This is a genomic window from Enterobacter sp. ECC-219 (assembly GCF_043966805.1).
Taxonomy (GTDB): domain Bacteria; phylum Pseudomonadota; class Gammaproteobacteria; order Enterobacterales; family Enterobacteriaceae; genus Enterobacter; species Enterobacter cloacae_N.
In genome coordinates this window covers 2,297,162-2,323,644 of record NZ_CP143680.1, presented here as the reverse complement: position 1 = coordinate 2,323,644, position 26,483 = coordinate 2,297,162, and the positions used below count along the sequence as shown (strand labels likewise).

General features: G+C 54.7%; 19 protein-coding genes. 4 read left to right on the top strand and 15 right to left on the bottom strand.

Annotation, left to right across the window (positions count from 1 at the left end):
• Positions 1-98: 98 nt before the first annotated feature.
• From ihfB to V1603_RS10855, 6 genes are all read right to left on the bottom strand, one after another.
• Positions 99-386, bottom strand: a complete 288-nt coding sequence (ihfB, locus tag V1603_RS10880) for an integration host factor subunit beta (protein ID WP_008499965.1) — start codon at positions 384-386, stop codon at positions 99-101.
• Positions 387-556: 170 nt separating this feature from the next.
• Positions 557-2,230 (bottom strand): 30S ribosomal protein S1, encoded by a 1,674-nt coding sequence (gene rpsA, locus V1603_RS10875; RefSeq protein WP_008499966.1) that lies wholly within the window; start codon positions 2,228-2,230, stop codon positions 557-559.
• A gap of 111 nt (positions 2,231-2,341) precedes the next feature.
• On the bottom strand, positions 2,342-3,025 hold the full coding sequence (cmk, locus tag V1603_RS10870; protein ID WP_024907794.1) for a (d)CMP kinase: 684 nt from the start codon (positions 3,023-3,025) through the stop codon (positions 2,342-2,344).
• Positions 3,026-3,210: 185 nt separating this feature from the next.
• Entirely contained in the window at positions 3,211-4,494 is a 1,284-nt protein-coding gene (aroA, locus tag V1603_RS10865; protein ID WP_395313908.1) for a 3-phosphoshikimate 1-carboxyvinyltransferase, read from the bottom strand.
• Between the two features lie 69 nt (positions 4,495-4,563).
• Positions 4,564-5,652, bottom strand: a complete 1,089-nt coding sequence (gene serC, locus V1603_RS10860) for a 3-phosphoserine/phosphohydroxythreonine transaminase (protein ID WP_395313907.1) — start codon at positions 5,650-5,652, stop codon at positions 4,564-4,566.
• Positions 5,653-5,814: 162 nt separating this feature from the next.
• Positions 5,815-6,507 carry a DUF421 domain-containing protein gene (locus V1603_RS10855; RefSeq protein WP_163328589.1) on the bottom strand — a complete coding sequence of 231 codons (693 nt, stop codon included), beginning with the start codon at positions 6,505-6,507 and terminating at the stop codon, positions 5,815-5,817.
• 127 nt (positions 6,508-6,634) lie between these two features.
• Between V1603_RS10855 and ycaO the strand changes: the two genes are divergently transcribed.
• From ycaO to pflA, 4 genes are all read left to right on the top strand, one after another.
• Entirely contained in the window at positions 6,635-8,395 is a 1,761-nt protein-coding gene (gene ycaO / locus V1603_RS10850; RefSeq protein ID WP_162874956.1) for a 30S ribosomal protein S12 methylthiotransferase accessory factor YcaO, read from the top strand.
• Between the two features lie 406 nt (positions 8,396-8,801).
• Positions 8,802-9,659, top strand: a complete 858-nt coding sequence (focA, locus tag V1603_RS10845) for a formate transporter FocA (RefSeq protein WP_162874957.1) — start codon at positions 8,802-8,804, stop codon at positions 9,657-9,659.
• Positions 9,660-9,710: 51 nt separating this feature from the next.
• The gene (gene pflB, locus V1603_RS10840; protein ID WP_023338210.1) at positions 9,711-11,993 is read left to right on the top strand and encodes a formate C-acetyltransferase; all 2,283 of its coding nucleotides are present in this window, start codon (positions 9,711-9,713) and stop codon (positions 11,991-11,993) included.
• A gap of 203 nt (positions 11,994-12,196) precedes the next feature.
• Positions 12,197-12,937 carry a pyruvate formate lyase 1-activating protein gene (pflA, locus tag V1603_RS10835; RefSeq protein WP_014883212.1) on the top strand — a complete coding sequence of 247 codons (741 nt, stop codon included), beginning with the start codon at positions 12,197-12,199 and terminating at the stop codon, positions 12,935-12,937.
• A 36-nt stretch (positions 12,938-12,973) separates the two neighbouring features.
• Here the strand turns inward: pflA and V1603_RS10830 are convergent, their stop codons facing one another.
• The 9 genes from V1603_RS10830 to V1603_RS10790 form a co-directional block, all read right to left on the bottom strand.
• A complete protein-coding gene (locus tag V1603_RS10830; RefSeq protein ID WP_061098704.1) occupies positions 12,974-13,504 on the bottom strand; it encodes an anti-virulence regulator CigR family protein in 531 nt (176 codons plus the stop codon).
• 123 nt (positions 13,505-13,627) lie between these two features.
• The gene (locus tag V1603_RS10825) at positions 13,628-14,776 is read right to left on the bottom strand and encodes an MFS transporter (protein WP_395313906.1); all 1,149 of its coding nucleotides are present in this window, start codon (positions 14,774-14,776) and stop codon (positions 13,628-13,630) included.
• A 275-nt stretch (positions 14,777-15,051) separates the two neighbouring features.
• Positions 15,052-15,915: a dimethyl sulfoxide reductase anchor subunit family protein gene (locus tag V1603_RS10820; RefSeq protein ID WP_116340968.1), complete on the bottom strand. Its 864-nt coding sequence runs from the start codon at positions 15,913-15,915 to the stop codon at positions 15,052-15,054.
• A gap of 1 nt (position 15,916) precedes the next feature.
• Entirely contained in the window at positions 15,917-16,534 is a 618-nt protein-coding gene (locus tag V1603_RS10815; RefSeq protein ID WP_116340970.1) for a DMSO/selenate family reductase complex B subunit, read from the bottom strand.
• Between the two features lie 10 nt (positions 16,535-16,544).
• Positions 16,545-18,989 carry a dimethylsulfoxide reductase subunit A gene (dmsA, locus tag V1603_RS10810; protein ID WP_395313905.1) on the bottom strand — a complete coding sequence of 815 codons (2,445 nt, stop codon included), beginning with the start codon at positions 18,987-18,989 and terminating at the stop codon, positions 16,545-16,547.
• A 211-nt stretch (positions 18,990-19,200) separates the two neighbouring features.
• Complete coding sequence (serS, locus tag V1603_RS10805) at positions 19,201-20,493, bottom strand: serine--tRNA ligase (RefSeq protein WP_008499983.1); 1,293 nt, start codon at positions 20,491-20,493, stop codon at positions 19,201-19,203.
• Positions 20,494-20,585: 92 nt separating this feature from the next.
• Positions 20,586-21,929, bottom strand: a complete 1,344-nt coding sequence (rarA, locus tag V1603_RS10800) for a replication-associated recombination protein RarA (protein ID WP_163328579.1) — start codon at positions 21,927-21,929, stop codon at positions 20,586-20,588.
• A gap of 9 nt (positions 21,930-21,938) precedes the next feature.
• Positions 21,939-22,553 (bottom strand): outer membrane lipoprotein chaperone LolA, encoded by a 615-nt coding sequence (lolA, locus tag V1603_RS10795; RefSeq protein WP_116340976.1) that lies wholly within the window; start codon positions 22,551-22,553, stop codon positions 21,939-21,941.
• A gap of 128 nt (positions 22,554-22,681) precedes the next feature.
• The gene (locus V1603_RS10790; protein WP_395313904.1) at positions 22,682-26,377 is read right to left on the bottom strand and encodes a DNA translocase FtsK 4TM domain-containing protein; all 3,696 of its coding nucleotides are present in this window, start codon (positions 26,375-26,377) and stop codon (positions 22,682-22,684) included.
• Positions 26,378-26,483 lie beyond the last annotated feature (106 nt).

Genomic DNA, 26,483 nt, shown 5'->3' with positions numbered 1-26,483 from the left:
ACGGAAAATGCGGGGCACCTTCAGAAAGAAAGCGACGGGTACAAAAAAAGCACCCGCAGGTGCTTTCTTTCGAACCCAGTTTAACCGGCTGGCTAAACTCAGTTGCCGTAAATATTGGCGCGATCGCGCAGCTCTTTACCCGGCTTAAAGTGTGGAACGTACTTACCTTCCAGCTCGACTTTATCACCAGTTTTCGGGTTACGCCCGGTACGTGGAGCACGATAGTGCAGAGAAAAACTACCGAAACCGCGGATTTCAATGCGCTCGCCCTGGGCAAGAGTGGAGGCCATATGCTCCAGCATCTCTTTTACGGCATCTTCCACTGCCTTGGCAGGGATATGCGGTTGCTGACTGGCAAGTCTTTCAATCAATTCTGACTTGGTCATGATTCCTCCGGTTCCTTTCAAACCAATTAGCTGAACAGCTCATTAAACAAGGGCGGCCGTAGCCGCCCTTTGTTATTGATTACAGGACGAATCCTGCAATCTGTCAAGTCTGCTCCTCATCCTTCGCGCTGTAAATGCGTTACAGTTCAAATGATGCCGAGAACCTGATATTACTCGCCTTTAGCTGCTTTGAAAGCTTCAGCCATTGCGTTGTTAGAGAAGTTTGCATCTTCCTGTTTGTTAACAGTTGCGATTGCATCTTTCTCATCAGCTTCGTCTTTAGCACGAACAGACAGGCTGATTGCACGGTTCTTACGGTCAACACCGGTGAACTTAGCTTCAACGTCGTCGCCAACGTTCAGAACCAGAGTGGCATCTTCAACGCGGTCACGTGAAGCTTCAGAAGCGCGCAGGTAACCTTCAACGCCGTCAGCCAGTTCTACGGTTGCGCCTTTAGCGTCAACTGCAGTCACTTTACCGTTTACGATTGCGCCTTTCTTGTTCAGTGCAACCCAGTTGTTGAACGGATCTTCTGCGAGCTGTTTAACGCCCAAGGAGATACGCTCACGCTCTGCGTCAACCTGCAGAACAACTGCAGCGATTTCGTCGCCTTTTTTGTATTCACGAACTGCTTCTTCGCCTGCAACGTTCCAGGAGATGTCAGACAGGTGAACCAGGCCATCGATGCCGCCGTCCAGGCCGATGAAGATACCGAAGTCAGTGATAGACTTGATTTTACCTTCAACACGGTCGCCCTTGTTGTGGGTTTCCGCGAACTGCTGCCATGGGTTGTTTTTGCACTGTTTCAGGCCCAGGGAGATACGACGACGTTCTTCGTCGATATCCAGAACCATCACTTCCACTACATCACCAACGTTAACAACTTTGGATGGGTGGATGTTTTTGTTGGTCCAGTCCATTTCGGAAACGTGCACCAGGCCTTCAACGCCTTCTTCGATTTCAACGAAGCAGCCGTAGTCGGTCAGGTTGGTTACGCGACCAGTCAGTTTAGTACCTTCTGGGTAACGCTTAGCGATAGCTACCCATGGATCTTCGCCCAGCTGTTTCAGGCCGAGGGATACACGAGTACGCTCGCGGTCGAATTTCAGCACTTTAACAGTGATTTCGTCGCCCACGTTCACGATTTCGCTTGGGTGCTTAACGCGTTTCCACGCCATGTCGGTGATGTGCAGCAGGCCATCAACGCCGCCCAGGTCAACGAATGCGCCGTAGTCAGTGAGGTTCTTAACGATACCTTTGACTTCCATGCCTTCCTGCAGGTTTTCCAGCAGCTGATCGCGTTCTGCGCTGTTTTCGGATTCGATAACGGCACGACGGGAAACAACAACGTTGTTACGCTTCTGGTCCAGCTTGATTACTTTGAACTCAAGCTCTTTGCCTTCGAGGTGCAGGGTGTCACGGACTGGACGAACGTCTACCAGTGAACCTGGCAGGAACGCACGAATACCATTCAGCTCAACAGTGAAGCCACCTTTAACTTTGCCGTTGATAACACCGACCACAGTTTCAGCTTCTTCGTAAGCTTTCTCCAGCGTGATCCATGCTTCGTGACGTTTAGCTTTCTCACGAGACAGCAGGGTTTCGCCGAAGCCGTCTTCTACTGCGTCCAGAGCAACGTCAACTTCGTCACCAACCTGGATTTCCAGCTCGCCCTGGGCGTTTTTGAACTGCTCAGCCGGAATGGCGGACTCAGATTTCAGACCGGCGTCAACCAGTACTACGTCTTTGTCGATAGCAACAACAACACCGCGAACGATGGAACCCGGACGGGTTTCGATTTCTTTTAAGGATTCTTCAAACAGTTGAGCAAAAGATTCAGTCATGTTTAATCTTCAGGTTAATATTAACGTCCACCTGGCTCCGTGCCGGATGGGGTTGTTTCACATACCCGCCGTCAGTCCATTGCAGCGGGGGTACTGCTAAATCGGTCGCAATTACGCGAGTGCCAGTTTTTGGCGCGCATATTGTAGCGCTTTTTCAATCACTTGCTCAATAGTTAAACTGGTTGAATCCAGTACTAAAGCATCTTCTGCAGGAACAAGTGGTGCGACGGCGCGGTTACGATCGCGGTCATCGCGCTCTTTTATCTCGGATAAAAGGCGATCAAAGTTAACACTAAACCCCTTTTCCTGCAACTGAAGCATGCGGCGTTGAGCACGCTCTTCCGAAGAGGCGTCAAGGAAAATTTTTACTGGTGCATCAGGAAATACTACGGTTCCCATGTCGCGTCCGTCAGCGATCAGACCCGGGGCTTCACGAAACGCACGCTGCCGACGTAGCAGCGCCTCGCGAACGCGTGGGAAAGCGGCCACCTGAGAGGCCGCATTAGCGACTTCCTGCGTACGGATTTCGCCGCTCACATCTTCACCTTCCAGAATCACTTCCAGGTTGCCATCGGTGGAAACAAAACGCACATCCAGATGCGCTGCCAGCGGTACCAGCGCTTCTTCAGAGGCGACATCCACATGATGATGCAGCGCAGCCAGCGCCAGCACGCGATAGATTGCTCCCGAATCTAAAAGATGCCATTGCAATGCTTCCGCCATCGCTTTGCACAGAGTACCTTTCCCTGCGCCACTCGGCCCATCAATGGTGATTACCGGGGCAATTGCCGTCATCTTTTTCTCCTTAAATAAGGCATACCGTTAACATGAACGCCGCGCATTATACGCGCCAACGTGCGCAACTGTTACCTTTGCGTGCAAATTGCGGAATGATTGAAGCAGAGTGTAGAAGAAATGAGCGGGAAAGATCGTCAGGAAGCGTAAGGAAATGCCGCATCAGGTGATGCGGCAGGTATTCATTATGCCAGGGTACTAATGCGCGCCAGCTGTTCGAAATAGTCCGGGAAGGTTTTTGCCGTACATTTCGGATCGAGAATGGTCACAGGGGTATCGGACAGCGCCACCAGCGAGAAACACATCGCCATACGGTGATCGTTATAGGTCCCGATTTCAGCAAACTGCAGTTTTGCCGGAGGGGTAACGCGAATGTAATCTTCGCCCTCTTCTACCTCAGCGCCGACTTTACGCAGCTCTGTCGCCATTGCGAACAGGCGGTCCGTCTCTTTTACGCGCCAGTTGTAGATGTTACGCAGCGTGGTGGTGCCTTTGGCAAACAGCGCCGCCGTGGCAATGGTCATCGCCGCATCCGGGATATGGTTCATGTCCATGTCGATGGCGTTCAGCTCGCCGCGGGTACAGGAGATGAAGTCATCACCCCAGGTGACAATAGCGCCCATTTTTTCCAGCACGTCCGCAAAACGAATATCGCCCTGCACGCTGTTGCGGCCAATGCCGGTCACTTTTACCGTACCGCCTTTAATCGCACCCGCGGCCAGGAAGTAGGACGCGGATGACGCATCCCCTTCCACCAGGTAGTTACCCGGAGACAGATACCGCTGTGCCCCGCGCACCACGAAGCGCTGGTAAGACTGGTTTTCCACCTCAACGCCGAAGGTTTTCATCAGGTGCAGCGTGATATCAATATACGGTTTGGAGACCAGCTCACCTTTAATCGTGATAACCGTATCCTGTGGGGCCAGCGGCGCGGTCATCAGCAATGCCGTCAGGAATTGGCTGGAGACGCTGCCGTCAACCTCGACGTGACCGCCGGTAAAGCCCCCGCGCAGACGCAGTGGCGGATAATTTTCCTGCTCCAGATAGTCAATCTGCGCGCCGCCCTGACGCAGGGCATCTACCAGATGACCGATCGGACGCTCTTTCATGCGCGGCTCGCCGGTCAGCACGATGTTGTTGCTCCCCAGGCACAGGGCCGCCGCCAGCGGACGCATCGCGGTACCCGCGTTGCCCAGAAACAGCTCAAGCTCTTCACTCGCCTGCAGCGCGCCGCCGTTGCCGGTCACTTCGCAGCGGGTACGATCGTCAGAGAGTGTGTAATGAACGCCCAACGCTTTCAGCGCATTGAGCATATGGCGCACGTCATCGCTGTCCAGCAGGTTAGTGAGGACGGTGGTGCCGTTTGCCAGAGCTGCCAGCAGCAGAGCGCGGTTCGAGACACTTTTTGAACCAGGCAGATTGATAGTGCCATCTACCCGCGCGATAGGTTGTAACGTCAGGGATTCCATGAAAACTAAACTCTCAACTCAACATAATAAAAACCCCGCAGGGACGCTGCGGGGGTGAAAAACAGCAAATTAACCGTGACGACGTTCAAAGTCGATCATGAAATCCGTCAGGGCCTTAACGCCTTCCAGCGGCATCGCGTTATAGATAGAGGCACGCATGCCGCCCACCACACGGTGGCCCTTGAGCGCGTGCAGGCCTGCCGCGAAGGACTCTTCCAGGAACACTTTGTCCAGGCTGCTGTCCGCCAGCTGGAATGGCACGTTCATGCGGGAACGGTTAGCTTTCGCTACATCGTTGCGGTAGAAATCGCTCTTGTCGATCACGCCATACAGCAGTTCGGCTTTCTGCTGATTCACCTTGTCCATCTGCGCCACGCCGCCGTTTTGCTTCAGCCATTTGAAGACCAGGCCGGAGAGGTACCAGGCAAACGTTGGTGGGGTGTTGAACATGGAGTCGTTATCGTTCAGCACGGTGTAGTCGAGAATCGACGGGCAGGATTTATGCGCTTTACCCAGCAAATCTTCACGCACGATGACGATAGTCAGACCCGCAGGACCGATATTTTTCTGCGCGCCCGCATAGATAACGCCGTAACGGCTGACGTCAAGTGGCGCAGACAGAATGGTGGAGGAGAAGTCGGCGGCAACTACAACATCTTTGCCAAAGTTTGGCGTCTCGTCGATGGCAATCCCGTCAATGGTTTCGTTCGGGCAGTAATGAAGATAGGCGGCGTTATCAGAAAGCTGCCACTCGCTCATAGGCTTCACGGCGCGCAGGCCGTCAACGGTCACTTTGGCGTCGATAACGTTCGGCGCGCAGTACTTGTGCGCTTCTTTAACGGCGCTTGCCGCCCAGTAACCCGCGTCAACGTAGTCAGCCGTCGTTTTGTCACCGAGGATATTCAGCGGTACGCCTGCAAACTGACCGCGGCCGCCACCGTGGCAGAACAATACTTTGTAGTTCGAGGGAATATTCAGCAGATCGCGAAAATCCTTTTCTGCCTCTTCGGCCACCTGAATAAACTCTTTACCACGGTGGCTGATTTCCATCACCGACGTACCCAGACCGTTCCAGTCACACAGCTCCTGTTGAGCCTGTTTAAGCACGTCTGCCGGTAACATTGCCGGACCTGAACTGAAATTAAAAACTTGAGCCATTTCCCCTCACCACGCTAAAAGCCATAAGTTATAACTGTGGATATCGGTTTTATCATTCAGTGACACGCGCCGCAATGTCTAAAACTTATGACCGGGGAAATGTGCCCCGCGTCACACAAAACAATCTGCCGCCTCGATACGACAAAACCGACAAAATGGCTGTCAGGTAATACGTTTGGCCCGGCTAACCTTCGTCCATTCCGGATTTGCACAGCGGGGGCATAATTGACGATCCCCTGGCTGCATCGCGACAACATGGCTACACCTTACGCAAGCATACTCGCCTGATTCAGGTACCGTTCTGAAACGCTCTATGAGCATATCCGGCAGGATACACAGTCCCGGCTTCACCTCGTCGTCAGAATAGTAATAGACGCTGATTTGGCCGTTGGTTTCCATAATCGCCAGACGCACCTGCCCCAGTTGCTCAACGCTGTTCAGGCGAAGCTCCATAAAGAACTCAAACTCGGTCATGTTGGCGCTTTGCACATTTTGCCAGGCCAGTTGGCCGTCCTCGACGATAACCACCGGCTTCCCTTCGAACAGATCTTCCAGCTTTTCGCTTTTCGACATCAGCCACATGACGAGACGGTAAAGTAGCGCCAGTGAGACAAAAACGATAAACACCGGCACCATCGGCACATCGTCATAAAAGGCGACGTCTCCCGCCGCCGAGCCCAGCGTCAGAATGATCAGCACCTCAAACAGCGACATCTGCCGAACGCCGCGACGGCCGGTGATTTTAAGAAACAGGAAGACGAGTACGAAGGTATACAGGCTGCGCAGCGCCACTTCGCCCAGAAATTCAGGAGGAACTTTATCAAACGCCATCCGCTGGAGATCAAATGCTTTCATTTTTCTATGCCTTAACAGTCAGTTACTGTCACTAAGCATAGCCCAGCCATTTATTTTCGCCGGAGATAGCACCCGTCACTCAAAACCCGTATCATTGCGCGCTTTACGTACGATAAAAGTGAACGCCATGACTCAAACGTTTATCCCCGGCAAAGACGCCGCTCTGGAAGATTCCATCGCTCGCTTCCAGCAGAAACTGACCGACCTGGGCTTTAACATCGAAGAAGCCTCCTGGCTCAACCCGGTGCCTCACGTCTGGTCCGTGCACATTCGCGACAAAGACTGCGCGCTCTGCTTTACCAACGGTAAAGGCGCGACGAAAAAAGCGGCACTGGCCTCTGCGTTGGGTGAGTATTTTGAGCGTCTGTCCACCAACTATTTCTTTGCTGACTTCTGGCTGGGTGAAACCATCGCCAACGGTCCTTTCGTTCACTATCCGAACGAAAAATGGTTCCCACTGACCGAAGACGACGAACTGCCGGAAGGGATCCTCGATCAACGCCTGCGCGCTTTCTACGATCCAGAAAACGAACTGACTGCCAGCATGCTGATCGATCTGCAGTCGGGTAACGAAGATCGCGGTATCTGCGCCCTGCCGTTCACCCGTCAGTCTGACGAGCAGACCGTTTATATTCCGATGAACATCGTCGGCAACCTGTATGTGTCCAACGGCATGTCCGCCGGTAACACCCGCAACGAAGCGCGCGTGCAGGGCCTGTCTGAGGTGTTCGAGCGTCACATTAAAAACCGCATCATCGCTGAATCCATCAGCCTGCCGGAGATCCCGGCGGACGTTCTGGCGCGCTACCCGGGCGTGGTGGAATCCATCGCGAAGCTGGAAGCGGAAGGTTTCCCAATCTTTGCCTACGACGGCTCGCTGGGCGGTAAATATCCGGTTATCTGCGTCGTGCTGTTTAACCCGACTAACGGCACTTGCTTTGCCTCCTTCGGCGCGCATCCTGACTTCGGTGTGGCGCTGGAGCGTACCGTGACCGAGCTGCTGCAGGGCCGTAGCCTGAAAGATCTCGACGTGTTTACCCCGCCAACGTTTGACGATGAAGAAGTGGCCGAGCATACCAACCTCGAAACCCACTTCATCGACTCCAGCGGTTTGATCTCCTGGGATATGTTCAAGCAGGACGCGGACTATCCGTTCGTGGACTGGAGCTTTGCCGGTACCACGGAAGAAGAGTTCGCCACGCTGATGGCAATCTTCAACGCCGAAGATCAGGAAGTCTACATTGCCGACTACGAACACCTGGGCGTTTACGCGTGCCGCATCATCGTGCCCGGCATGTCCGACATCTATCCGGCGGAAGATTTGTGGCTGGCTAACAACAGCATGGGCGCGCACCTGCGTGAGACCCTGCTGTCCCTGCCGGGCAGCGAGTGGGAGAAAGAAGATTATCTCAACCTGATCGCCCAGCTGGACGATGAGGGCCACGATGATTTTACCCGCGTGCGCGAACTGCTGGGTCTGGCGACCGGGAAAGACAACGGCTGGTACACCCTGCGCATCGGCGAACTAAAAGCGATGCTGGCGCTGGCGGGCGGCGATCTGGATCAGGCCCTGGCCTGGACCGAATGGACCATGGAGTTTAACCAGTCGGTCTTCTCCGCCGAGCGCACCAACTATTACCGCTGCCTGCAAACCCTGTTGCTGCTTGCACAGGAAGACGATCGCGAGCCACTGCAGTACCTGAACGCTTTCGTACGTATGTACGGTGCTGAAGCGGTTGAAGCCGCCAGCGCGGCGCTGAGCGGTGAAGAGCCGTTCTACGGTCTGCAGGCAGTTGACAGCGATCTGAAAGCCTTTCCGGCGCATCAGTCTCTGCTGAAGGCCTATGAGAAGCTGCAGAAAGCAAAAGCCGCTTACTGGTCAAAATAAGCGCACATAACATTAACAGCAGTAGGCGTATTCAATCGTCTGGGCTATATTACGGGGCAATTTCATTGCCCCGTTTTTTATTCTCTTCGGCAATGATTATTGATTGTAATAATAAAGTTAAACATGGGTAAATATAATAATATTTGCCTGGGCTTTATTGTTACTTTTTATGGTAAATACCCCATATTAATTAACTGTTTCGAAGGGGGCCGAACGAAAAAATTCAACTCTTTTCATAACTTTTAAAATTTATTTTTATACGGATAATCAAATACTTACTCCGCATTTGTTGTAAAACCATACACACTGCGGGCCTATAAGCCAGGCGAGATATGATCTATATCAATTTCTCTTCTATAATGCTTTGTTAGTATCTCGTCGCCGACTTAATAAAGAGAGAGTTAGTGTGAAAGCTGACAACCCTTTTGATCTTTTACTCCCCGCCGCGATGGCAAAAGTTGCCGAAGAAGCGGGTGTCTATAAAGCAACGAAACACCCGATGAAGACGTTCTATCTGGCGATCACCGCAGGTGTGTTCATCTCAATCGCTTTCGTCTTCTACATCACCGCCACCACCGGTACTGCCGGAATGCCTTTCGGCATAGCTAAACTGATTGGCGGCATTTGCTTCTCACTGGGCCTGATTCTCTGCGTCATCTGCGGCGCCGACCTCTTCACCTCAACGGTGCTGATTGTCGTGGCAAAGGCCAGCGGAAGAATTACCTGGGGTCAACTGGCGCGCAACTGGCTTAACGTCTACGTTGGTAACCTGATTGGCTGTCTGCTCTTTGTTCTGTTGATGTGGCTCTCTGGCGAGTATATGACCGCCAACGGCGGCTGGGGCCTTAACGTCCTGCAGACCGCCGACCACAAAATGCATCACACATTTATCGAAGCCGTTGCTCTCGGCATCCTCGCAAACCTGATGGTCTGCCTGGCGGTCTGGATGAGCTACTCGGGTCGTAGCCTGATGGATAAAGCCATGATTATGGTTCTGCCGGTTGCGATGTTTGTTGCCAGCGGCTTTGAGCACAGTATTGCGAATATGTTCATGATCCCGATGGGGATTGTTATCCGCAACTTTGCAAGCCCGGAGTTCTGGACCGCAGTTGGTTCATCCCCGGAAAGTTTCTCTCACCTGACTATTATGAATTTCATTACTGATAACCTGATCCCCGTCACTATCGGGAACATTATCGGTGGGGGTCTGTTAGTTGGGTTGACATACTGGGTCATTTACCTGCGTGGCGACGATCATCATTGATGGTTTTCTCAGGCAGTAAATAAAAAATCCACTTAAGAAGGTAGGTGTTACATGTCCGAGCTTAATGAAAAGTTAGCCACAGCCTGGGAAGGTTTTGCGAAAGGTGACTGGCAGAATGAAGTAAACGTCCGCGACTTCATTCAGAAAAACTATACCCCGTATGAAGGTGACGAATCCTTCCTGGCTGGCGCAACTGATGCGACCACCAAGCTGTGGGACAGCGTAATGGAAGGCGTTAAACTGGAAAACCGCACTCACGCGCCAGTTGATTTTGACACCTCCGTTGCTTCCACCATCACTTCTCACGATGCTGGCTACATCAACAAAGCCCTTGAGAAAATCGTTGGTCTGCAGACTGAAGCACCACTGAAACGCGCAATCATCCCGTTCGGTGGTATCAAAATGGTTGAAGGTTCCTGCAAAGCGTATAACCGCGAGCTGGACCCAATGCTGAAAAAAATCTTCACCGAATACCGCAAAACCCACAACCAGGGCGTATTCGATGTTTACACCAAAGACATTCTGAACTGCCGTAAATCTGGCGTTCTGACGGGTCTGCCAGATGCATATGGTCGTGGTCGTATCATCGGTGACTACCGTCGCGTTGCGCTGTACGGCATCGACTTCCTGATGAAAGACAAGTACGCGCAGTTTGTTTCCCTGCAGTCCGATCTGGAAAACGGCGTAAACCTGGAAGCGACTATCCGTCTGCGTGAAGAAATTGCTGAACAGCACCGCGCGCTGGGTCAGATCAAAGAGATGGCTGCGAAATACGGCTGCGATATCTCTGGTCCTGCAACCAACGCTCAGGAAGCTATCCAGTGGACCTACTTCGGCTACCTGGCTGCGGTTAAGTCTCAGAACGGTGCAGCAATGTCCTTCGGTCGCGTGTCTACCTTCCTGGATGCGTACATCGAACGTGACCTGAAAGCAGGCAAAATCACCGAGCAAGACGCTCAGGAAATGATTGACCACCTGGTCATGAAACTGCGTATGGTTCGCTTCCTGCGTACCCCTGAATACGATGAACTGTTCTCTGGTGACCCAATCTGGGCAACAGAATCAATCGGTGGTATGGGCGTTGACGGCCGTACGCTGGTTACCAAAAACAGCTTCCGCTTCCTGAACACCCTGTACACCATGGGTCCTTCTCCGGAGCCGAACATCACCGTTCTGTGGTCTGAAAAACTGCCTCTGAACTTCAAGAAATTCGCCGCTAAAGTGTCCATCGACACCTCTTCTCTGCAGTACGAGAACGATGACCTGATGCGTCCGGACTTCAACAACGACGATTACGCTATCGCTTGCTGCGTAAGCCCAATGGTTGTTGGTAAACAAATGCAGTTCTTCGGTGCGCGTGCAAACCTGGCGAAAACCATGCTGTACGCTATCAACGGCGGCGTTGATGAAAAACTAAAAATGCAGGTTGGTCCTAAGTCTGAGCCAATTAAAGGTGACGTGCTGAACTATGACGAAGTCATGGAGCGCATGGACCACTTCATGGACTGGCTGGCTAAACAGTACGTCACTGCACTGAACGTTATTCACTACATGCACGACAAGTACAGCTACGAAGCCTCTCTGATGGCGCTGCACGACCGTGACGTTATCCGCACCATGGCGTGTGGTATCGCTGGTCTGTCCGTTGCTGCTGACTCCCTGTCTGCAATCAAATACGCGAAAGTTAAACCAATTCGTGACGAAGACGGCCTGGCCGTAGACTTCGAAATCGAAGGCGAATATCCGCAGTTTGGTAACAACGACGCTCGCGTTGATGACATGGCGGTTGACCTGGTAGAACGTTTCATGAAGAAAATTCAGAAACTGACTACCTACCGTAACGCTATCCCGACTCAGTCTGTTCTGACCATCACCTCTAACGTTGTGTATGGTAAGAAAACCGGTAACACCCCAGACGGTCGTCGTGCTGGCGCGCCATTCGGCCCAGGTGCTAACCCAATGCACGGTCGTGACCAGAAAGGTGCGGTTGCCTCTCTGACCTCCGTTGCTAAACTGCCGTTTGCTTACGCGAAAGATGGTATCTCTTACACCTTCTCTATCGTGCCAAACGCGCTGGGTAAAGACGACGAAGTGCGTAAAACTAACCTCGCGGGTCTGATGGATGGTTACTTCCACCACGAAGCGTCCATCGAAGGTGGTCAGCACCTGAACGTGAACGTAATGAACCGTGAAATGCTGCTCGACGCGATGGAACACCCTGAGAAGTATCCTCAGCTGACCATCCGCGTATCTGGCTACGCAGTACGTTTTAACTCCCTGACTAAAGAACAGCAGCAGGACGTTATCACCCGTACTTTCACTCAGTCCATGTAAGTGGAATTGACTGAAATCACGCGTTAAAAAGCGTACAATAAAGGCTCCACGCAAGTGGGGCCTTTTTAACACCCTCGCTTCATCAGTCTCTTTTGTCCGCTATCTATACTCTATGGATAACAGCCAAAACAGACTCGACATAGCCTTTGAGCTGTGCAACTACACAGGCCCCCGGATGGGCCAAATTCGGAGATATCACCGCAATGTCTACTATTGGTCGCATTCACTCCTTTGAATCCTGTGGTACCGTCGATGGCCCGGGGATCCGCTTTATTACCTTTTTCCAGGGCTGCCTGATGCGCTGCCTGTACTGCCATAACCGTGATACCTGGGACACGCACGGCGGTAAAGAAGTCACCGTGGAAGATTTGATGAAAGAGGTGGTGACCTACCGCCACTTTATGAATGCGTCCGGCGGTGGCGTGACCGCGTCCGGCGGTGAAGCTATTCTGCAGGCTGAGTTTGTCCGCGACTGGTTCCGCGCCTGCCGTAAAGAAGGTATTCATACCTGTCTCGACACCAACGGCTTTGTGCGCCGCTACGATCCGGTTATTGATGAACTGCTCGAAGTGACCGATCTGGTGATGCTCGATCTCAAACAGATGAACGATGAGATCCACCAGAATTTGGTTGGCGTTTCTAACCACCGTACGCTGGAGTTTGCCAAATACATTGCCGACAAAGGCATCAAAACCTGGATCCGCTACGTTGTAGTTCCCGGTTGGTCAGATGACGATGATTCCGCGCACCGCCTGGGGGAATTTACCCGCGACATGGGCAATGTCGAGAAAATTGAGCTTCTGCCCTATCACGAGCTGGGTAAACACAAATGGGTGGCGATGGGCGAAGAGTACAAACTCGATGGCGTGAAGCCGCCGAAGAAAGAAACGATGGAGCGCGTGAAAGGTATTCTTGAGCAGTACGGTCACAAGGTCATGTATTAAAGAGAAGGCCCGGTGAGAACCGGGCCTTTTTATATTCTATTTAAAGACGCCGTTAATAACGGAAGTCACAATCGCCGTACTCAGCGCAATTAAGACCAGATCGTCACCCACGACGCGCCATTCATAGCCAGGGTAGGAAGGAAGCTGGCCGAGCATAGACGCTGGCACGGTTTTCTTAGCAATGCCCGGAGGAAGTGGTTTACCGCGGGCGAGGTTTTTTGCAATACCCGGAGGCAGAGACTCATAGCCCGTTAAGCCGTAATTCAGTGCCAGGTGGCGGGCATGATCGAAGCTCACGCGAGCATCAACGTCATTACCGACATCTTTGCTGTTTTTGAAGCTCTTATCCGATTTTCCAGGGTTATCCTTTCCGCTATTTTGCTTATTACCATGGTTACCGGAGTTACCAGAATTCCCGTTACCATGATTGCCGCCATTACCTTGTCCGCCACCGTTTCCGTGACCACCGCCGTTCCCGTTACCAGGATTAGCCATGACCGGAGCCGTTGCAAACGTTAAAGACAACACTACGGCAAGTGCGGTAGTGGAAAAACGACGTATAGACATGATTGTTGCCTTTTAGTGGTAGAACTCATTTGAATTATCGCCAGGCGGGAAAAACAAACAATACGTAAAAGTCTTATATGTGACAGGGATAAAAAAGCCTGTCTATGACAGGCTTTTATTTAATCAGGCGTGAGCCACAGGCGTTGGATGCTCGCCCGCTTTACGCAGCAGCATTAAGAGATAAATAAACGACACGCTGGCGATCATGATAAACAATAAATTATCGGAATAATTCTGCATCAGCATCGCGGTAAACGTCGGCCCTAATAAACTGCCGATAGTATAGCTCAGTAACAGCGCCTGATTCATTGCCACCAGCTGGTGATGTTCAACTTTCTCACAGGCCCAGGCCATCGCGACCGGATAGAGCGTAAAGCCGGCAGCCCCCAGAATAAACAGCGCGGGCGCCATCGCGGCGTTGCTGAGCATGGCGAGGCATCCCATGATCACCACGAAGACCTGAACGCGCAGCACCAGCAGACGACCAAAGCGGTCCGCCAGGCGGCCAATCGGCCACTGACCCACAATACCCGCGCTCACCATCACCGCCATCCAGAAGCCAATTCCGGAATCACTGACCCCCTGGTGGTTCAGGTAGAGCGGCATCAGGCCGTAGAGCGAGCCCAGTACAATCCCTGAGATAATGCAGCCGTTAACGCCCAGACGCGCCTGACGGAGTCTCAGCATTGGCCAGACGTGGGTCGCTTCCTGATGTTCGCTGTTTTGGTTCACAATGCGCGTAAAGAGCAGCGGCAGGATCGCCGCCAGCACCATGCCTGTCACCCACGGCAGCACGCTCATCAGGTCGGTTGACAGCTTGCTGACCATCAGTTGACCCAGCACGGTGCCGACGTAGTAAACCATCATGTAGGCCGCCAGCAGACGTCCGCGGTTGCGGGAGGTGCCGCTGCACATCAGCGCACTTTCAACCACCACCCAAATCATCGCGCAGCCGATACCGGCGATAAAGCGCCACGCCATCCAGCTCCAGAAGCCGACCATCAGACCCAACCCGGCGCACCCGGCAGCGAAAATCAGCGACGCCAGATAATAGCTGCGATTAAAGCCGAAGCGCTTAATCAGGCTCCCGGTTAATAATGTGCCCAGCAGGTTCCCGGTGAAAAAGGACGAGCTGACCATACCCACCTGCCAGGTCGGTAAGTTTTCATGGGCGAGCCACAGCGGGACGAGCGTGTTTAACACTGCGATCGCCAGGGTCAACAGAAGCAGGCCACAGAGCAACAGGAGCACTGGCCGGGTATAGGTGGTCATGGATTAAAAACCGTGAGGAAGTTCAGATTTCGTGCGCATCATGCCACTGGCAAAAACAAAGTCAATCCACTGATTTAGCTGGCTCGCACAATATGTTCCCTGTCGATTTAAAAAACTTATCCTGCTAATGCAGCGCCTGCTATAGATATTAATTATGTGTCTGTTTTTATTTATTAATGACCGAAATTAAAACAAAACGACAGTCGAAAAATTTCATGATCGAAAAAAGAAAAAGCCGGGCACTCAGGCCCGGCTTGATATAACTAAATGCAACGTTAACTGGCGATAGCCATACCAACGGTCATATGCAACCCGTAGAAAATGCCGCGACCAATCAACTCCCCTGCCAGTACCAGCACAAAGGCCAGTGACAGCAGCGGCAGCGCGGGCTGATAACCTTTAAGCTGAGGAGCGATCCAGAATACCAACGCCGCGACCAGCAGAACGATGCGCCAGGCCATCAGAGAACCGTAATCAGGAACCAGGGCGGACGCCTGCTGAATGGAGCTGTGAATAGTTGCCAGCTCAGCCCCCTGCATCAGAGCAACCATCGCACTCACCACCAGCGCCAGCAGCGAAACGGCGGGCAGAAGACGCATTGCCCACCCGTCGATACCCGCCACGCGCAGCAGCAGGTAGCCCAGCAGCGGCCCGCCGATAAACATCGTCAGGAAGAAGCTCATCGGCGTCCAGACGCTGTACCAGGTTGGGACGGTATCGATGGTGTTATAGACGCGCACCATCATCCACACGAACACTACGCCCAGCACCATGGTGACGATCAGCCACAGGCTTCGCAGACCCGCAGGCAATTTCTTCATCGCGGCCAGCAGCCAGCCCAGCCCGCCGACGGCAAAGAAAATTGCCCCGCTCGCAATCTCGTTACTGAGGGACGACGCTCCTACGCGGTTCAGAGAGTTAAACGCGCGCATCGGCGAACCCAGGTGCAGCGTGGAGGCGATAAAGCCAATTCCCATCAGCACCCACAGACCAAACATGCTCAACACCAGACGCTGCTGCTGTTCAGCGTTGAGATCGCCTTTCAACAGCGCCAGCGCGAGTACGATGAAGCCGCCCGCCACGCACTGACCAAAGACCGTGAAGATCATCAGCGGCCATTCATGCCATCCACTTCCCATCTTACACCTCCTTCGGATTTGCCAGGTAGCCGGTGGTGTCACCCGTCGGACGGCTGTTGGCGTTAGGTTTAATGACAATACTCGGCTTCGTGAAGTGCGCTGACGGCAGCGGCGCCACTGCGGCAAGCTGACCGTGTTTTTGTCGCAGCTCTTCAACAGGACCAAAGTCCAGCGCGCGGAGTGGACAGGACTCGACGCAGATGGGTTTCTTACCATCCGCTACGCGGCTGTGGCAGCCGTCGCACTTGGTCATATGCCCTTTGGCGGCGTTGTACTGCGGCGCGCCGTACGGGCACGCCATATGGCAGTAGCGGCAGCCGATGCAGACATCTTCATCCACCACCACAAAACCGTCTTCCCGCTTGTGCATCGCCCCGCTCGGGCAGACCTTGGTGCAGGCCGGATCTTCACAGTGGTTACAGGCAATCGACAGGTAATATGCAAAGACGTTCTGATGCCAGACGCCGTTATCTTCCTGCCAGTCGCCCCCGGCGTATTCGTAGATGCGGCGGAAGCTCACGTCCGGAGTGAGATCTTTGTAATCTTTACAGGCCAGCTCGCAGGTTTTGCACCCGGTGCAACGGCTGGAATCAATGAAAAATCCATACTGGGTTGTCATCGGTTACTCCTTAAACCTTTTCAACCTGGACAAGGTTTGTGTGGGATGGGTTGCCCTTCGCCAGCGGCGACGGACGTTGCGTGGTCAGCACGTTAATACTGCCCGCCTGGTCGATGCGGTTGGCATCGGGGCTGTACCAGGCCCCTTCCCCCAGCGCCACCACGCCTGGCATCATGCGCGGCGTCACTTTGGCCTCAATGTGTACCTCGCCGCGACCGTTGAAGATACGCACGCGATCGCCATTGCCGATGCCGCGAGCCTTGGCATCCATCGGGTTGATCCACATCTCCTGACGGCAGGCGGCTTTCAGTACGTCGACGTTGCCGTAGGTGGAGTGCACTCGCGCTTTGTAGTGGAAACCGGTCAGCTGCAGCGGGAATTTCGCCGTCAGCGGATCGTTATAGTTTTCAAAACCAGGCGTGTAGATCGGCAGCGGATCGATAACGTCCCCTTCCGGCAGTTCCCAGGTCGACGCGATTTTTGCCAGCTCTTCGGAGTAGATCTCGATTTTGCCCGATGGCGTGGTCAGCGGATTCGCCTGCGGATCTTCACGGAACGCTTTGTACGCCACGTGGTGCCCTTCCGGATCGCGCTGTTTGTACATACCCTGCTTGCGGAAGGTATCGAAATCCGGCAGGTCAGGGATCGCTTTACGGGAAAGTTCATGCAGATGGCGCATCCACCCTTCCTGAGTACGTCCCTCGGTAAACTGCGGCTCAACGCCAAGACGTTTCGCCAGCTCAGAGGTCATCTCATAGATGGTTTTACACTCGAAGCGCGGTTTAATCGCCTGGTCGGTAAAGATCACGTAGGACATGTTGCCGCAGGAGGCGTCCAGCGCGAAATCCATCTGCTCAGAGGCGGTGCAGTCCGGCAGCAGGATATCGGCATATTTCGCCGAGGAGGTCATGTGGCAGTCAATCACCACAATCATCTCGCACTTCTTGTCATCCTGCAGGATTTCATGGGTGCGGTTGATTTCAGAGTGCTGGTTGATGAGACAGTTACCGGCATAGTTCCAGATCATCTTGATCGGCACGTCCAGCTTGTCCTTGCCGCGCACGCCATCGCGCAGGGCGGTCATTTCCGGGCCGCGTTCGATCGCATCGGTCCACATAAACATGGAGATGCTGGTCTGAACAGGGTTATCCAGCGTCGGCATACGTTCAAACGGCACTTCATAAGAGCCTTCACGCGCGCCGGTGTTTCCGCCGTGAACGCCCACGTTACCCGTCAGAATAGAAAGCATTGAGATGGCACGGGTCGCGATTTCGCCGTTCGCATGACGCTGCGGTCCCCAGCCCTGGCTGATATAGGCCGGTTTGGCTGAGCCAATCTCACGCGCCAGCTGAACGATACGCTCCACCGGAATACCGGTGATGGTGGAGGCCCACTCGGGCGTTTTCGCCACGCCATCGCTGCCCTGACCGAGAATATACGCCTTGTAGTGACCGTTAGCCGGCGCGCTGGCGGGCAGGGTTTTCTCGTCATAGCCGACGCAGTATTTATCCAGGAAAGGCTGATCGACGAGGTTTTCGGTGATCATCACCCACGCCAGCGCGGAAACCAGCGCCGCATCGGTACCCGGACGGATTGGGATCCACTCGTCTTCACGTCCGGCACCGGTGTCGGTATAGCGCGGATCGATGATGATCATGCGAGCATTGGATTTTGCGCGGGCCTGTTCCAGGTAGTAGGTTACCCCGCCGCCGCTCATACGGGTTTCGCCCGGGTTATTGCCAAACATCACGACCAGCTTACTGTTTTCGATATCAGACGGGCTGTTGCCGTCCGCCCAGCCGCCGTAGGTATAGTTGAGACCCGCTGCAATCTGCGCGGAAGAGTAGTCGCCGTAGTGGTTGAGATAACCGCCGCAGCAGTTCATCAGGCGCGCCACCAGCGTTTTACCCGGCGGCCAGGAGCGGGTCAGCGTGCCGCCGAGCGTCCCGGTGCCGTAGTTCAGGTAGATGGATTCGTTGCCGTACTCTTTGATAAGGCGCTGCATATTGGTGGCGATGATGTCGTAGGCTTCATCCCAGCTAATACGCTCGAACTTCCCTTCCCCACGCTTACCGACGCGCTTCATCGGATACTTCAGGCGGTCCGGATTATACACGCGACGACGCATGGAGCGACCGCGCAGACAGGCGCGAACCTGATGTAACCCTTCGTAGTTATCGTCCCCGGTATTGTCGGTTTCGACATATTTAATTTCACCATCCACTACATGCATACGCAGCGGACAACGGCTACCGCAGTTTACGGTACAGGCACTCCACACCACTTTTTCCGGAGCTGAGGCTGGGGACAGTGCATCTGCCGCCGACGCCAGTCGGGTGAAAGGGAGCGTGAAGGCACTACTGGCTACGGCCAGGCCGCCAATTGCCGTGGTTTTCATCAACCCACGGCGAGTGACCTCGGCAGCCATTAACGCTTCAGGCGCGTTGATTTTCATAAAGACTCACTTTGGTTGCTCACAAAGAAATGAGAGGCGGCATAGACCGCTATATAGTTTTATTTATAACGAATTTCTTCGTTATCAGCTTTTTATGCTGACTTTCATTCGGAAGAGTATTACTACTTTAGAGGGAGAGGTTATTGCTTCGTATCAAATCAAAGGCATAAAAAAAGCGCCCTGAGGCGCTTTTTTGTTTTAAGACAAATTATCAGCCGATGTACTGCTGGCCTTTCATGTATGGACGCAGCACTTCAGGGATCTCGATGCGGCCATCTGCCTGCTGGTAGTTTTCCAGCACGGCAACCAGCGTACGGCCAACGGCCAGACCAGAGCCGTTCAGAGTATGCACCAGACGGGTTTTCTTGTCAGACTTGCTGCGGCAGCGTGCCTGCATGCGGCGCGCCTGGAAATCCCAGACGTTAGAGCAGGAGGAGATCTCACGGTAGGTGTTCTGCGCAGGTACCCAGACTTCCAGGTCGAAGGTTTTGCAGGCACCAAAGCCCATGTCACCAGTACACAGCGCCATACGACGGTACGGCAGACCCAGCAGCTCCAGCACTTTCTCAGCGTGGCCGGTCATCTCTTCCAGCGCGTCCATGGACTCTTCCGGACGAACGATCTGCACCATCTCAACTTTGTCGAACTGATGCATACGGATCAGACCGCGCGTGTCACGACCGTAAGAGCCCGCTTCAGAACGGAAGCACGGAGAATGTGCTGTCAGCTTAATTGGCAGGTCATCTTCGTCGATGATCTCATCACGTACGAGGTTGGTCAGCGGTACTTCCGCGGTTGGGATCAGCGCGTAGTTGCTGCTGTCTGCCTCTTCGTCCAGCGGGCGGGTATGGAACAGATCGCCGGCAAATTTCGGCAGCTGGCCCGTGCCGTACAGCGTATCGTGGTTAACCAGATACGGAACGTAGGTTTCGCTGTAGCCATGCTGTTCGGTGTGCAGATCCAGCATGAACTGCGCCAGCGCGCGGTGCAGATGGGCAATCTGGCCTTTCATCACCACGAAGCGAGAACCGGTCAGCTTAACCGCTGCTGCAAAGTCCAGGCCCGCGTGCATTTCGCCCAGCGTCACGTGATCGCGCACCTCGAAGTCGAACTCGCGAGGCGTGCCCCAGCGTTTCACTTCAACGTTGTCGTTCTCGTCTTTGCCGACAGGCACGCTGTCGTCAGGAATGTTCGGGATCGCCAGGGCGATATCACGAATTTCGGCCTGAAGAACGTCCAGCTCCGCTTTCGCCTGATCCAGCTCTTCACCCAGTTTGTTCACTTCCAGGCGTAATGGCTCAATATCTTCCCCGCGCGCTTTCGCCTGGCCAATGGATTTCGATCGAGAGTTACGCTCTGCCTGCAGATTTTCAGTTTGTACCTGCAGAACTTTACGACGCTCTTCAAGAGCGCGCAGCTTATCTACATCCAGCTTAAAGCCCCGGCGTGCCAGTTTTTCAGCGACTGCGTCTGGCTCATTACGCAGCAGATTGGGATCGAGCATGCTTATCCTGTGCTTATCGAATTAAAATAGGAAAATGTGACCACAGCCTGCGGCCACAGGGATACTACGCCAACATTACCGCAACGATAGCGCTAACGGTAGCGTTTTATAGGGCTATTTTGATCCTGTCCGGCAAGCCAGGCGAGCTTTTCGCCAATCTTGCCCTCAAGACCTCTGTTTGTGGGGTGATAATAGCGGGTTTGTGCCATTTCCTGCGGGAAATATTCCTCGCCAGCGGCGTAGGCGTTGGGTTCATCATGGGCGTAGCGATACTCCTGCCCGTACCCCATCTCTTTCATCAGTTTGGTTGGCGCATTTCGCAGGTGGACCGGCACATCGTAGTCAGGGCGTTCGCGCGCATCCGACATCGCGGCTTTAAATGCGGTATAGACGGCGTTGCTTTTCGGTGCACAGGCCAGATAGACAATCGCCTGGGCAATGGCGCGCTCGCCTTCCGCCGGGCCTACGCGGGTAAAGCAGTCCCAGGCCGAGATCGCAACCTGCATGGCGCGCGGGTCGGCATTGCCAACATCTTCTGACGCAATTGCCAGGCAGCGGCGCGCAACATATAGCGGATCGCCACCCGCGGTGATGATACGCGCGTACCAGTACAGCGCTGCATCCGGAGCGCTGCCGCGCACGGACTTATGAAGCGCCGAAATCAGGTCGTAGAAACGGTCGCCTTTATTATCGAAACGCGCGCTGCGCTCCCCGGCAATTTCGGTCAGCAGCTCCTGCTTTAGCACCCGCTTCCCGGCATCATCCACTTCGGCCATATCGGCCATCATTTCCAGCGTGTTTAGCGCCCGACGCGCATCGCCGTTGACCAGCTCCGCAATCGCACGTCGCGTGTCGTCAGGCAGCACGATATCCTGCCCGCCGTAGCCCCGCGCCTTATCCTCCATCGCCTGCGTGAGGACCTTTTCGATATCCTCGGTGGTCAGGGATTTAAGCAAATAAACGCGCGCGCGGGACAGCAGCGCCGAGTTCAGTTCAAACGATGGATTTTCGGTGGTCGCCCCGATGAAGAAGATTGTGCCGTCTTCAATATGCGGCAGGAAGGCATCCTGCTGGCTCTTGTTGAAGCGGTGGACTTCGTCGACAAAGAGAATGGTGCGGCGTCCGGCATTGCGGTTCTGCCGCGCTCGCTCGATCGCCTCGCGGATCTCCTTCACCCCCGACGTCACCGCAGAGATACGCTCAACGTCCGCGTTAGCATACCGGGCGATCACTTCTGCAAGCGTGGTTTTGCCGGTGCCCGGAGGTCCCCAGAGGATCATCGAGTGTAAATGCCCGGCCTCAATGGCGCGCGGCAAGGGTTTCCCCGCAGCCAGCAGATGCTGCTGACCGATGTACTGCGCTAAATTTTCTGGCCGCATACGGGCGGCCAGAGGTTGAAACGCGTTATCTGAAAAATCGAGCGACAGATTGCCCACTCATGCCTCTTACTTATTGCGTTGGTCGTCCACCGTTACGCCCTGCGGCGGGGTAAAGGTGAATTTCGATGCGTCAACGGCGCCGTTCTGCTGAGATTTAAGCTGGTAGCTGCTGCGCTGATCGTCTTGCTCAACCGCGCCGAACTGGTTAATGGTACCGTTGGTGCTTACGTTGATGGTGAACTGCTTCAGGTTGCCGTTGCTGCCTTTCGGCGTCAGGACAAATTCGTCACCCTTCTGTTTAATATTGTACTGCTGCCAGTCGCTGGCCTGGTTGCGGGCAATCAGCATAAACGGCGTGTTGCTGGTCGCGTCCTTCAGCCAGGTCGCCGTAGCCTGCTCAACGAACGGGTTGAAGAACCACAGGGTTTTACCATCTGACACCAGAATACTTTCATCAGGCTGGGTCATATGCCAGTTAAACAGATTAGGGCGTTTCACCCACAAATCCCCCTGTCCTTCCTGCACCGCGTTGCCGCTGCCGTCTGTCACTTTTTGCGTGAAGCTGGCGTGGAAGCTGCTGACTTTGTCCAGTCGGCTTTTAAGGTCGCTGGCTGCATCAGCCCAGACGCTGCTGGCAACAAAACTGGTGAGTAATGCACAGGCGATGGCGATTTTTTTCATTGTTATTCCTTAAAATACGTCTTCCCGAAATGGGGGTTCCGTCATCTATTCTGGACCTGCCCGCAGGCAGGCGACAGAAGAAAATGCTTAATTTTTGCTGATTTACCCTTCTTTGCAAATGTTGAGGGTTAATCAAACGGCGGCGGAGCCAGCACCTCACGGTTACCGTTGTGCCCCTGCTCGCTCACGATGCCCTGCGCTTCCATCTGCTCGATGATACGTGCCGCGCGGTTATAGCCGATGCGGAACTGACGCTGCACGCCAGAGATGGAGGCTTTACGTTTTTCAGTGACGAAGTTAACCGCCTGATCGAATAACGGATCCAGCTCTTCACCGCCGTCAAAGCCACCGCCGCCACCTTCGCTTTCGCTGTCGGAGGTAATACCGTCAACGTACTGCGGACGTCCGCGCGCTTTCCAGTCCTGCACCACCGCGTGTACTTCCTGGTCGCGAACGAACGCACCGTGTACGCGCACCGGTGAGGTGGAGTTCGGGCCGGAGTACAGCATGTCCCCCATTCCCAGCAGAGACTCAGCGCCGCCCTGGTCGAGAATGGTACGGGAGTCAATTTTGCTCGAAACGGTAAACGCGATACGAGTCGGTATGTTCGCCTTAATCAGGCCGGTGATAACATCCACGGACGGACGCTGGGTCGCCAGCACCAGGTGAATACCTGCCGCACGCGCTTTCTGTGCCAGACGCGCGATCAGCTCTTCCACTTTCTTACCGACGGTCATCATCAGGTCGGCGAATTCATCCACCAGCACGACGATATAAGGCAGTTTCTCCAGCACCGGATGCTGTGCATCCATACTGTCACCCGGTTTCCAGTAAGGATCCGGGATTGGACGGCCCATGCGCGCCGCCTCGGCGATTTTCTCGTTATAGCCGGCCAGGTTACGCACGCCCAGCGCAGACATCAGCTTGTAGCGGCGCTCCATCTCGTTGACGCTCCAGCGCAGGGCGTTGGCGGCGTCTTTCATGTCGGTGACCACTTCCGTCAGCAGATGCGGAATGCCTTCGTAGACCGACAGTTCGAGCATTTTCGGGTCGATCATGATGAAACGCACATCTTCCGGCTGCGCTTTGTAGAGCATGCTGAGGATCATGGCGTTCACGCCGACGGACTTACCGGAACCGGTGGTACCCGCTACCAGCAGGTGAGGCATTTTCGCGAGGTCAGCCACCACCGGGTCGCCGGCGATATCTTTACCCAACACTACGGTCAGCGGGGATGGGTTATCGCGGAACTTGGTGTTATCCAGCACTTCGCGCAGGTAAACGGTCTGACGTTTCTTGTTCGGCAGCTCAAGGCCAACGTACGGTTTACCCGGAATCACTTCCACCACACGTACCGCAACGGTCGACAGAGAACGCGCCAGATCGCGGGACAGGTTAGAAATGCGCGCGGCTTTGACGCCCGGCGCCAGGTTAAGTTCGAAACGGGTAATAACCGGGCCCGGTGAGTAATTCACCACGTCCGCCTTGATGCGGAAGTCTGCCAGACGGGCTTCCACCAGACGGGCCATCTGCTCCAGAGCAAACGTATCAACCGGCTCGACTTCAGCCGGCGGCGGCGTCAGCAGATCCAGCGACGGCAGCGGCGTGCTCGGACGCTGCAGCGGACGGCTGTCACCGTTACGCATCAGCAGCGGGTGAATCAGGCTCTCCTGAGGCTGTGGCGCTGGCTGCTGGAACTGCGGCGGCTGTTGTTGCGGCTGCTGCGGTTGCGCATACGGCTGCTGAACAGGTTGCTGCGGCTGCGCGTATGTCTGTGCCTGCGGCGCCGGCTGCTGGCGCACAGGCTCTGCTTCAGGCATCACGCTCGGGGTGAACAGAGGCTCGCTCGGGCCATCATCCACCAGATCTTTCATTGGTGAGAACTCGAAATCCGATAATGAGAACGGGTTCGCGCCAGCAGGCTGTTCACCGGAGTAACGTTGCTGCTGGGTTGCCGCAAACTGACGCGCTAATTCGGCTTCAGCCGCGTCATCTTCGTCTTCCAGCATCGGTTCATCGTGCTGATAGGCTTCACCGTAGCGCTGATTCTGCTGCGCGGCGAACTGGCGGGCCAGTTCGTCCTGCTGCATTTCATCGGCATCATCTTCATAGTCCGTCTCACGCGCTTTTTCTTCGGCCATCCGCTGGGAAGGCAGCTTGATACCATAGGAGGCAAGCTCACGTCGGGTTGGAACGCGGACGCGGTTAGGGCGAGGCAGTTGGGGACCAATTCCCTCTTTCACCTGCGGACGCGGCGCACCGCCCGTTGCCAGGCTAAATACCGGTGCTGCCGCCGCTGAGGCCGCAGAAGCCTGCTTCACGCTTTCCGCTACGGGGGCAACAGCAGGCGTCGGGTCGACCGGCGGAACCGAAACTGAAGGTGCCTTTGTAACCGGCTCCTGCACCGGTTCAGGCACAGGCTGATACCATGCCGCCAGCTGTTCGCGTTCACGAGCCCGGCGTTCTTCAACTTCTTCAAAATAGTACATTGGCGGACGAGACGGTTTCACCTCTTCCACCACCTCAGGTTCAGGCTGAGGCTCCACATAAGGCTGCGCGGGTTCAACCGGTTCAGGCGCGTACGCCTGATAAGGCTGGGCCGCAGGCTGCTCATAGTGCTGCGGTTCATACTCAGGTTGCGGCGGCTGATAAGGCTGCTGCCACTGCTCCTGCTGTACAGGGATGTAGCTCTCTGGTTCAGGCGCGATAACGGGCTCCGGCGTGTGGACACCCGGTGCGGTCTGCCAGGCAACCTGAGGCTGCTGGATAGCGGATTCCGGTGGTGGAACCGGCGCGGATGGCATCACGGCTTCGACAGGGGCGGCATACGCCTGTGCTGCGGTCGTTGCTGCTGCGGCTGCGGCAACCGGCGCGGTAACGGTATGCCCGTTAAGCAGCGGATCGTATTCATCGAAATCACCCGGCATCGCACGGTTGCCGGAGAAAAGCACATCATCAGGATCTACTGCGCTACCCGCTGCGCGGTACTCAACCTGCTCATCTTCATCCATACGCTTACCGGAGAAGAGCGCCGCATCGGTTTTACGTCCAAGCGGGTTAGCAAATTTTTCAGCAACGCGCTGGCGACGCGCCAGGGCACCGCGCAGAATACGAGCACGACGAGATTCACGACGCTGCACCGGAACATCGTCTTCCTCTTCGTACTCATCTTCATATTCTTCTTCATCGACCCACGTGTCGTCGCGGCGGGTACGGTTGCTGGCGAAGGTCAGGATCGTAAGAATAAAGCTGCCGATCTTCTCGGCAATGCTCACCCATGACCAGCCGGTAAACAGCGTCAGCCCTGCCGCCCAGATGCAGAGCAGCGCCAGCGTGCCGCCGCTACTGTGAAGCATTGGCTGTAGCGCAGAGCTCAGCAGGCTGCCAATTACCCCGCCGGAGGCGAAGTACCAGATATCATCGGCGTTAATCGCCGCCAGCCCGCAGGAGGTGAGGATCAGCGCCAGCGCGCCAATCAGGCGCAGGGAAACCGCGAAATAATCGATGTAATCATCGTTCTGACGATGACGCCATGCAAACCAGCATCCGCCAATAATAATGACGGGAATGGTGTAGGCCATTACACCGAAAATGAAAAAGAGCGTGTCCGCAAGCCAGGCTCCGGGTACGCCGCCTAAATTATGGATAGGCTCATGCCACGCGGTTTGCGACCAGCTGGGATCGGAAGGGTTGAAACTGAGTAAGGCTGCCATCAGCCAGACGGCAAAAAGGGCAATAACGATCAGCAAAGCCTCGAGGAGACGACGTCCGCTGCTTAGCTTCGATAGTGTGACTTCTTTGTCTTCAGTGTATTCCTGGCTCAAGAAAGGCTCTCCAGGTATCAGGCATATCCTGCCTGTTTGCTAAAACGGACAACAGCGCCGGGGCTCCCCGGCACTGTTGCTGTATGGATTAACAGGAGTGTAATCA

What these genes read in the sequence shown, in the direction of transcription:
- ihfB (WP_008499965.1), bottom strand. Translation starts at nt 386, where the DNA reads ATGACCAAGTCAGAATTGATTGAAAGACTTGCCAGTCAGCAACCGCAT.
- rpsA (WP_008499966.1), bottom strand. Translation starts at nt 2,230, where the DNA reads ATGACTGAATCTTTTGCTCAACTGTTTGAAGAATCCTTAAAAGAAATC.
- cmk (WP_024907794.1), bottom strand. Translation starts at nt 3,025, where the DNA reads ATGACGGCAATTGCCCCGGTAATCACCATTGATGGGCCGAGTGGCGCA.
- aroA (WP_395313908.1), bottom strand. Translation starts at nt 4,494, where the DNA reads ATGGAATCCCTGACGTTACAACCTATCGCGCGGGTAGATGGCACTATC.
- serC (WP_395313907.1), bottom strand. Translation starts at nt 5,652, where the DNA reads ATGGCTCAAGTTTTTAATTTCAGTTCAGGTCCGGCAATGTTACCGGCA.
- V1603_RS10855 (WP_163328589.1), bottom strand. Translation starts at nt 6,507, where the DNA reads ATGAAAGCATTTGATCTCCAGCGGATGGCGTTTGATAAAGTTCCTCCT.
- ycaO (WP_162874956.1), top strand. Translation starts at nt 6,635, where the DNA reads ATGACTCAAACGTTTATCCCCGGCAAAGACGCCGCTCTGGAAGATTCC.
- pflB (WP_023338210.1), top strand. Translation starts at nt 9,711, where the DNA reads ATGTCCGAGCTTAATGAAAAGTTAGCCACAGCCTGGGAAGGTTTTGCG.
- pflA (WP_014883212.1), top strand. Translation starts at nt 12,197, where the DNA reads ATGTCTACTATTGGTCGCATTCACTCCTTTGAATCCTGTGGTACCGTC.
- V1603_RS10830 (WP_061098704.1), bottom strand. Translation starts at nt 13,504, where the DNA reads ATGTCTATACGTCGTTTTTCCACTACCGCACTTGCCGTAGTGTTGTCT.
- V1603_RS10825 (WP_395313906.1), bottom strand. Translation starts at nt 14,776, where the DNA reads ATGACCACCTATACCCGGCCAGTGCTCCTGTTGCTCTGTGGCCTGCTT.
- V1603_RS10820 (WP_116340968.1), bottom strand. Translation starts at nt 15,915, where the DNA reads ATGGGAAGTGGATGGCATGAATGGCCGCTGATGATCTTCACGGTCTTT.
- V1603_RS10815 (WP_116340970.1), bottom strand. Translation starts at nt 16,534, where the DNA reads ATGACAACCCAGTATGGATTTTTCATTGATTCCAGCCGTTGCACCGGG.
- dmsA (WP_395313905.1), bottom strand. Translation starts at nt 18,989, where the DNA reads ATGAAAATCAACGCGCCTGAAGCGTTAATGGCTGCCGAGGTCACTCGC.
- serS (WP_008499983.1), bottom strand. Translation starts at nt 20,493, where the DNA reads ATGCTCGATCCCAATCTGCTGCGTAATGAGCCAGACGCAGTCGCTGAA.
- lolA (WP_116340976.1), bottom strand. Translation starts at nt 22,553, where the DNA reads ATGAAAAAAATCGCCATCGCCTGTGCATTACTCACCAGTTTTGTTGCC.